This window comes from [Clostridium] polysaccharolyticum (genome assembly GCF_900111595.1).
Classification (GTDB): Bacteria; Bacillota; Clostridia; order Lachnospirales; family Lachnospiraceae; genus Clostridium_AI; species Clostridium_AI polysaccharolyticum.
This window is the reverse complement of record NZ_FOHN01000048.1, coordinates 1-7263: the sequence shown is the minus strand read 5'-3', so window position 1 is coordinate 7263 and position 7263 is coordinate 1. Positions and strand designations below refer to the sequence as shown.

The following is a 7263-nucleotide window of genomic DNA, read 5'->3' as shown; positions in this document are numbered from 1 at the left end:
GTACATAGAAGCAACCAGGGGAATGTTATGCAGTTACTCCAAAAAGGCATTTCCATGGGACAATGCCTGCATAGAATCTTTTCACGCAGTGTTAAAAAGAGAATGGTTAAATCGTTTCAGAATATGCGATTTTAATCATGCATATAGACTTGTATTTGAATACATAGACACCTTTTATAACACAGTAAGGGTACATAGCCATTGTGCCTATCACTCTCCAAATGAATATGAAAAAATGTACTGGAATGATCAAAGGAAGAAAATTAGTAAGATAAGCTGAAAATTGCTAAAGAAGTAAGAAGTTTGTTCGTATTTAACTTGTACTTTTTCTTGACATAGTACCACTTTTTGCTTTACACTGTTTTGATATTGTCGTTCTCGTGCACTTTCCTTATCTGGTGGGATTTTGTCTTCTTGCCACTTTATATATTTTGGTTGTTTCACCTAAATGCATACATAAAGCGATTTCGCTTATGGTGTATCCTTCTTTTCTTTTTTGCTTTGCAAAGCGGATTCTTTGTGACAGGTTTCTGGTTTCATAGAGTGCTGCCATTTCAATAGTCGCTGCTCCTTTGTTCGACGGAATTTCTATTCTGGCTGGAAACTGACGCATAAGGAATCGTGAAAAAGCTTCAGACAGATTCTTAAACAAATGAAACCGATCACTAATCTGGTATGCTTCTGGGTGCGAAAGACTAGATGCATTTGCATAAGTACTTGCTCCATCTCTTGAAATTACTTGGATATTTGGATATGTTTTCAGCCATTCTGCTACTTTTTCCGTTTCTCTGGAATTCATTATATCCACAACTCTGTGTGTCTCCAAATCTATCATTACTGTGCCATAGGTATATCGTTTCCTTATTGCAAAATCATCCACACATATTTTAGAAATAGATGATTTATCCACTATATCAGGTATTTTTTTTAACCAGATCGCAAAGGCTGCTTTTGCTGATTTTTATGCAGTTCTTCTTGAGAAGGGATGAGGCTGATACAGAACTAAGTTTTAAAGAAGTATTTAAAATATGTGAAACCAGCCTGTTTGTTTTTTGGGCTTTGGAATCCACAAAGTGAAATCTTTCCGCAAAGGTTTTATGTCCGCAGTCAGGGTTCTGGCAAAACATTTTTCTTGTGTTTAGCAGTAAGACTACCTGCATATCCTGGATTGGAAGGTCTTGAATTTCTCTTTGGTATCTGGAATGTACTTTAGTTGAGCTTGTATTACAATAAGGGCAAGTAACAGCATGGCTACTAGATTCTGCATAGATAATGCATTGATGTTTTTCTGGATGAAGAATATAATTTGTACAAATAAGATTGTTATCTAAAAGTTTAAGAAAGCTATCCGTAGAAATTCCTCCGTTTCGGTTAATTTATTATTATGATAGCACTATATTGTGGTAAAATCAACTAATATTGGAAAGAACCGAGTTGACGTTTACACTTTTTCTACAAAAGATTCTGGCAAATGAGATTGGTTCTTTTTATACTTTTTTTATCAAGCACCTGGTCATTAGAACCGTACAAGCTGATTACCTGCAAATCCGTTTTGCTAATATCAGCAGTTGAATATGCTCCTAGCAGCACAAGTCCTTCAAATTCTTTGGCATGTTTTGAAACATAGAATGCTGCCATTGCACCTCCAAGTGAATGACCACCTATATACCAGTGTGTAATCTTTGGAAACTGTTGCTGTAATCCATCTGCTGCTTTAGAATCAAGTACAGCAAGATTACCAAGCATGTGTACTAATATGGATAAAATTCCATTTTTAGCAATCTCCTGCATAAGAGGTGCATAAGCTTCGTACTGGACTTTTCCTCCTGGATAAAAGATAAAACCTATATTAGATTCTTCCTCTTTTGGCGAAAATACCATTGTATTTTTACTGATTTTTGATACGGTTACTTTTTCACTAGATTCCACTTGAGACAATGCAAAATCCGATGTACAATAATCATCATTTATATATATAACAGAAACTGTGGCAAAAAACAGAATAACTACATCGCAAACCACAAAAACAATTTTTTTCCTTTTTTCTTCATATTTGTCGTCCTTATTTTTTCTCACTCTACTTACCTTTTTGTTTTCTTTTGTAATTAACCATTCTAACACAAATTCAAATATTTCTTATATCTGTTTATTAAAATAAGAAAGACGCCTATGCTCCGTTCAAGACATTTAAATTTAATAACATTGATTCACTCTACCATTTCTAACTTATTCAAAGCTTAAATTCTTTTCCTCTGCAATACGTAACACTTCAAGATACTGATCCGTATTTTTTTTAAATAAGGTTATCGCCTTATCTGCCCATGATTTGCAGTAATTGCAATGTTTACATCCTTGTTCACAAGTATTTTTCATAGAAGCAAAGTACTTAATAAATCCATCCATCTTACTATTATCCAGATAAACTCCTAACTTCCAGTAATCTACCTCAACATTTATAATTTGATTAAATTCCTTCATATCTTTTGGATAATAGTTCTGCATCAAATACAACAAATTACCACTATAATGTCCATCCATATAAGCTTTTGCTACTTCAATATTATATTCTTCCCTCTTGTCTCTGCCATCTAATTTAAAATCTGTTATTCCTATCTCTTCATAATAAGATATATCTTCTGGCCTAATCCAAGGAGATTTTATGTATTCTGTTACATTTTCCAATCTCCTTCTCTGACACCTACTTGCTGTATGTGACAAAAAATCCCCCTGTACTTTTAATGCTTTTTGTAAAGAATTATCTCTTACTGAAGACAAATTCATATGATAATATAAATCACTACATTTATACAAACAAGGTGTTGTACAAAGCACTTTAATTGAAGAATTACATGCTGTTACCATATTGCGAAGTGTTTTAAAATCACGATTTACATCCTTGGCAGGAACAATACAGTTTACGCCAATTTCTTCAAAATCCAATGCCCGCTGAACAGACTCAACTTCTGCACAAATAGAGGCAGTTATATTTAATTCTGGATAAAACTTCTTAATCAGACGAACTAAATATGGTGCTGAAATCGTAATTGTATTTAAACCAGCATCAACTAGTCTTCCAACAAACTCGACTATTTCCTTTTTTCCTTCATTAGTATATTCTCCTCCATCAAGTACAGTCGAATTCATAATATAATCGAACTCCAAACCGCATTCTTTTACTTTTCTAATATAATCACATAATTCTTCTGTTGTAATAGAAGGCAAAGTAATACTTGGTCTTATTGTTCCGACTGGCGCAGATGGCATTGACCCATACAATTCTTTTATTCTTCTATTGTTTTTTGAATTATCATTCAAATTTTTAATTTCTATTAATTGAGTCTCTGTAAACATTGCAGGTATTGCAAAATTAATCATTGATTTTCTCCTCCTTTTGCACAAAATACATTTTATTCCATATAAGTGCTACTGCAATGAGCAATATATATAACGGAACGGTTCCAAGAAAAAAAAAGTTCATATTGCTATTCATTATATTTTTTGTAATAAACAATAAAACACCAATTGATAAAATACTTGTAGACGAACTTAATATTGAAAGTGTACTGGATATACACTTTTCTTCTGATTTTTTTATAAACTGCGATTGAAAAATACTTTCTGCTATAGTAACGGTGCCTTGAATAACAGCAAACAAAACAATGTGTAATGCGATATTCACATTATTAATACAGCTAAAACCAATCATACTTAAACATGCAATTAAAAGACTCCACACTGCAATTATAAATGGATTTTTTTTCTCAATCATTCTTTTTCTCACAATTCGATTCATAAAAAAACGCGAAAAACAATATACAAAAAATACAACTCCTACTAACAGTTCCTTACTATTAATAAACCAACTGACCCCTGTATTTTTTTTTGCCAGTAATGTAAAGTAAGGCTGCCAATAAAAAAAAACAACTTGATATGTACAAGATAAAAGGCTAAGTGCTACAAAATAACATCTTCCATGAATATTAGCAAAACAACATTTTGTTCCCTCTTTTAATTCTTTCAAATAAATTGCAAATGCACCTTCCATAGTCTCATCTTCTTTGCTAGAAGCTTTTTCATTATTATTCTTATAACAAGGTACTTTACTAAATGCAAAAAAAAGGAGAAACATAATGACAGCACACATAATGTATAATATAAAGTAACTCCCACTATTTAAATACACAATAACTGCTCCTGCAGTCCCAGAAAACATTGTAATAAAAGAGTTTACTTCATATTTTAGATGTCCATAATAATTCAGCATATCCTCTTTACCTGGATGCTCCCTTTTGATAATCGCTGTCTGCCAACCCTCAAAAGAACCTGACATTAAACATAATGCCAAAGCATAAATCACTTGTGATATCACCAACAAACACATATTAGGAGCCCCAAAATACATTAATGGATAATAAATTACCAATAGGATACATGAAAGCTGTACGGATAGCTTTCTACTGATTACATCAGCAATCACTCCTGTTGGAACTTCCATGCATAACACTGTTATCGTTTGAATCATTTCAAACAATGCTATACTACCTAAATTAACACCTTGACTCAAAAGAAACAAACTATTTATTGCTCCAATCAACATTCTTGTCCCATTATATCCACTTTGAAGATATGTAATTTTCTCACTCCATCTCATAACAAACTCCTTGAACCTCTTGATCATGAATATATTCTTCTAACAATTCCATATAATCACGCCTATTTCCATTGACATTAAAATAGGCACACATATAATCTAGAAAATCAACTAGTTTATCTGGAAAATACTGGCTTTTTATTTTTTCTTTTAAAATTCCAATAACTTGCCGAGTCTCATTTTCCGCCAATAGTCCTTCTTTTGCTATATTGTTTTCAAAATTATCTTTTATACATAGAAGAATTTCTTCCGTTGGTTCTTGCAGAATTAAAGGTGTGAATCTTCTCTTAAATGCTTCATCCTTTAAAAGATACTGAGATTCTTTTAATGTAGTTGCTCCAATAAAACATAGTTTTTGATCCAGTAAATATGGCTTTAAAATATCTGTAATAGCTATGCCTCCTATTGTCTTACCCAAATTTAAAAGTGTATGGATTTCATCAAAGAACAAAATCAGCTCCATTCCCTTTGCAAATTCCATCAACTCAACAACCCGTTGCTCAAACGCACCTCTATATTCTGTATTACCTATTAGCTTAGCACATTCTACAACAAATATATTTTTTATATTAAAGTGCTTTGCATAAGCCTCAACTAAACTGGTTTTTCCAACACCTGGCTCTCCAATAAGCAATATATTATTCTTAATCCTTTTATGCCGAATTACATTCATCTTGCTAATTTCTGCTTCTCGACCGACAAATACAGATAGAAATGGATTATTCATCTCTAACATATATCCCATTTTTTTTAACGCACTTGGCAATTTATTAATTCTTTTATAAATGTGAGTACTTAAAGAACGATATTTTTCCTTTATTTCTTTTACTATATCATCCGCATCAGAAAATTCACTGGCTATTGTCTCCCATTGCTTTGCTTCTAAATCTTCTATTCCTTCAAATGGAATAATTTCATAGTTTTTTGTTAGATTTAACTTATAAATATAATTTATTGCGCCTTTTGCTTTTTTTTCATCAAACATAATCTACATGCTCCATTTCCCATTCATCGGTATTGACATAATATCTTCGATTGAGAATCTTAGGTTCACTGTTACCTGTTAAAAATTTAAACGCTTCAATTGCTGCAAATTGTGACGCAAATCCATTATAAGGATCACATATAGATGCAACAAAATTCTGATTCATTTTATTTACTCTTTCACTTACGGTTTTTAATGTAGGTGGATAAATTTCATTATATGTTTTGCTTTTTCCTGGAACAAATAATGGTCCAACCATTATTTGTGAATGTTGAAAAGGTCCATATAGAAACCATGGTATATGAAACTTAGTGCAAACAGCATCTACATAACGCTGTATTTCTCCACGAGGGGTATCTGCACAACATATTAACAAATCAATTTTTTTTTCTCCTATAAACATTAAATCATCTGGTGATGTAATATGAATATTATGTGTATCAATCAAAATTCTGGAATTATATTTTTGAAGTTTTTCCTTCGCAACGTCAATTTTATATTTTCCCACATCTGTCTCATCATACAAAATTTGTCTTGACGTATTGCTTAGCTCAATTTTGTCAAAATCAATCAATGTCATTTTTTCAACACCAATAGACGCCATTGCTAATCCCAAATGGCTTCCTGTCCCTCCAACACCAATAATACATACGTGAGAATCACAGATCTTTTGCTGCATCTTTTTTGCATCTTTTTTTTCATTACCTGGTAATGAAGCTAATGAACTAATCTGCCTTTTATATTTCTCTAATTGAAACTCATTTAAAGTAGTCTGTGACTCATCATACTCTTTCAGCAAATTATTAGTTCTCATAAATTCAAACGTTTCCTGAAATTCATCTTCGATCACAAAAATTTCTTCACAAGTTTTCTGGTATGCCTCTTCATATGTTCTTGGCTTCATAAATGCTTCAAAAATAGCAAAAACTTCTTCCTCTTTTTCTTTAATATTAATTAATTTATCACCTGCTGCAGTTATATATACTCCATCTTCAAACGCATCATGAAATAAAATAGAATCACTCAATATATATTTCATAATTCTCTTCCTCCCTTGTTAAAAATAGTAATGGAACAAAGTTTCCTTTATCCCATTACTATTGCTTATTCCTAATTAGTAAAATACATCTGTATTTTAGTTGCAGACACTTGATGTGTTTGTAAATTCTTTAATCTTAATATTTTTTTCCTTTACTACTGTCATCATAATTCTCACCCTCCTTTTTCAATTTTACAAATGAACACCTATTATATTCATCTGCTTTTTTCATTTTATCATTTTTTTTTCCATCTGTCTACTATATTTAGCATTTCACAACATTATATATAACACCCTCAATCTTCCCACTTGCTACATTTGGTTTCTTCCATCCCCCCCTTCTAATTCCTTATACTTAAAGTCAGAATTCTAACAAAACATTTTTCTTTTAGTTAATTTAACCACAATAAAAAGACACCAGCTCCAGTATCCGAATCCAGATACTGAACTGGTGCCTTTCTTTTACTCATCTATCTCCTATCCACTGTTGTTAGCTGGCCTTTTTTTCTACAGATCTAACACTTGCGAAATCTTATCTATATACAGGGTGCCTGCCCGTTCTCCGAATAAAATCTTGCCCAAATACTG

The 7263-nt window shown here is 32.1% G+C and carries 8 protein-coding genes; 1 reads left to right on the top strand and 7 read right to left on the bottom strand.

The features are described 5' to 3' along the window. Positions 1-22: 22 nt before the first annotated feature. The gene (locus tag BMY85_RS16315; RefSeq protein WP_242939760.1) at positions 23-280 is read left to right on the top strand and encodes an integrase core domain-containing protein; all 258 of its coding nucleotides are present in this window, start codon (positions 23-25) and stop codon (positions 278-280) included. 111 nt (positions 281-391) lie between these two features. Here BMY85_RS16315 and BMY85_RS15185 read toward each other — a convergent pair whose 3' ends face one another. From BMY85_RS15185 to BMY85_RS15150, 7 genes are all read right to left on the bottom strand, one after another. Further along, positions 392-880 carry a transposase gene (locus BMY85_RS15185; protein WP_330387326.1) on the bottom strand — a complete coding sequence of 163 codons (489 nt, stop codon included), beginning with the start codon at positions 878-880 and terminating at the stop codon, positions 392-394. A 34-nt stretch (positions 881-914) separates the two neighbouring features. Continuing rightward, positions 915-1271: a transposase family protein gene (locus BMY85_RS16395; RefSeq protein ID WP_408643351.1), complete on the bottom strand. Its 357-nt coding sequence runs from the start codon at positions 1269-1271 to the stop codon at positions 915-917. A 181-nt stretch (positions 1272-1452) separates the two neighbouring features. After that, complete coding sequence (locus BMY85_RS15170) at positions 1453-2076, bottom strand: alpha/beta hydrolase (RefSeq protein WP_242939758.1); 624 nt, start codon at positions 2074-2076, stop codon at positions 1453-1455. Positions 2077-2226: 150 nt separating this feature from the next. Beyond that, positions 2227-3375 (bottom strand): U32 family peptidase, encoded by a 1149-nt coding sequence (locus BMY85_RS15165; protein ID WP_092479250.1) that lies wholly within the window; start codon positions 3373-3375, stop codon positions 2227-2229. Beyond that, a complete protein-coding gene (locus BMY85_RS15160) occupies positions 3368-4651 on the bottom strand; it encodes an MFS transporter (RefSeq protein ID WP_092479248.1) in 1284 nt (427 codons plus the stop codon). Before BMY85_RS15160 ends, BMY85_RS15165 begins: the two co-directional genes overlap by 8 nt. Next, complete coding sequence (locus BMY85_RS15155; RefSeq protein WP_092479246.1) at positions 4638-5636, bottom strand: AAA family ATPase; 999 nt, start codon at positions 5634-5636, stop codon at positions 4638-4640. The genes BMY85_RS15160 and BMY85_RS15155 overlap by 14 nt, the downstream gene beginning before the upstream one ends. Beyond that, positions 5629-6675: a HesA/MoeB/ThiF family protein gene (locus BMY85_RS15150; RefSeq protein WP_092479244.1), complete on the bottom strand. Its 1047-nt coding sequence runs from the start codon at positions 6673-6675 to the stop codon at positions 5629-5631. The genes BMY85_RS15155 and BMY85_RS15150 overlap by 8 nt, the downstream gene beginning before the upstream one ends. Positions 6676-7263 lie beyond the last annotated feature (588 nt).

Excerpts from the sequence above, each read along its gene's own strand:
- BMY85_RS16315 (WP_242939760.1), top strand. The coding sequence starts at position 23 with ATGTTATGCAGTTACTCCAAAAAGGCATTTCCATGGGACAATGCCTGC.
- BMY85_RS15165 (WP_092479250.1), bottom strand. The coding sequence starts at position 3,375 with ATGATTAATTTTGCAATACCTGCAATGTTTACAGAGACTCAATTAATA.
- BMY85_RS15150 (WP_092479244.1), bottom strand. The coding sequence starts at position 6,675 with ATGAAATATATATTGAGTGATTCTATTTTATTTCATGATGCGTTTGAA.
- BMY85_RS15155 (WP_092479246.1), bottom strand. The coding sequence starts at position 5,636 with ATGTTTGATGAAAAAAAAGCAAAAGGCGCAATAAATTATATTTATAAG.
- BMY85_RS15160 (WP_092479248.1), bottom strand. The coding sequence starts at position 4,651 with ATGAGATGGAGTGAGAAAATTACATATCTTCAAAGTGGATATAATGGG.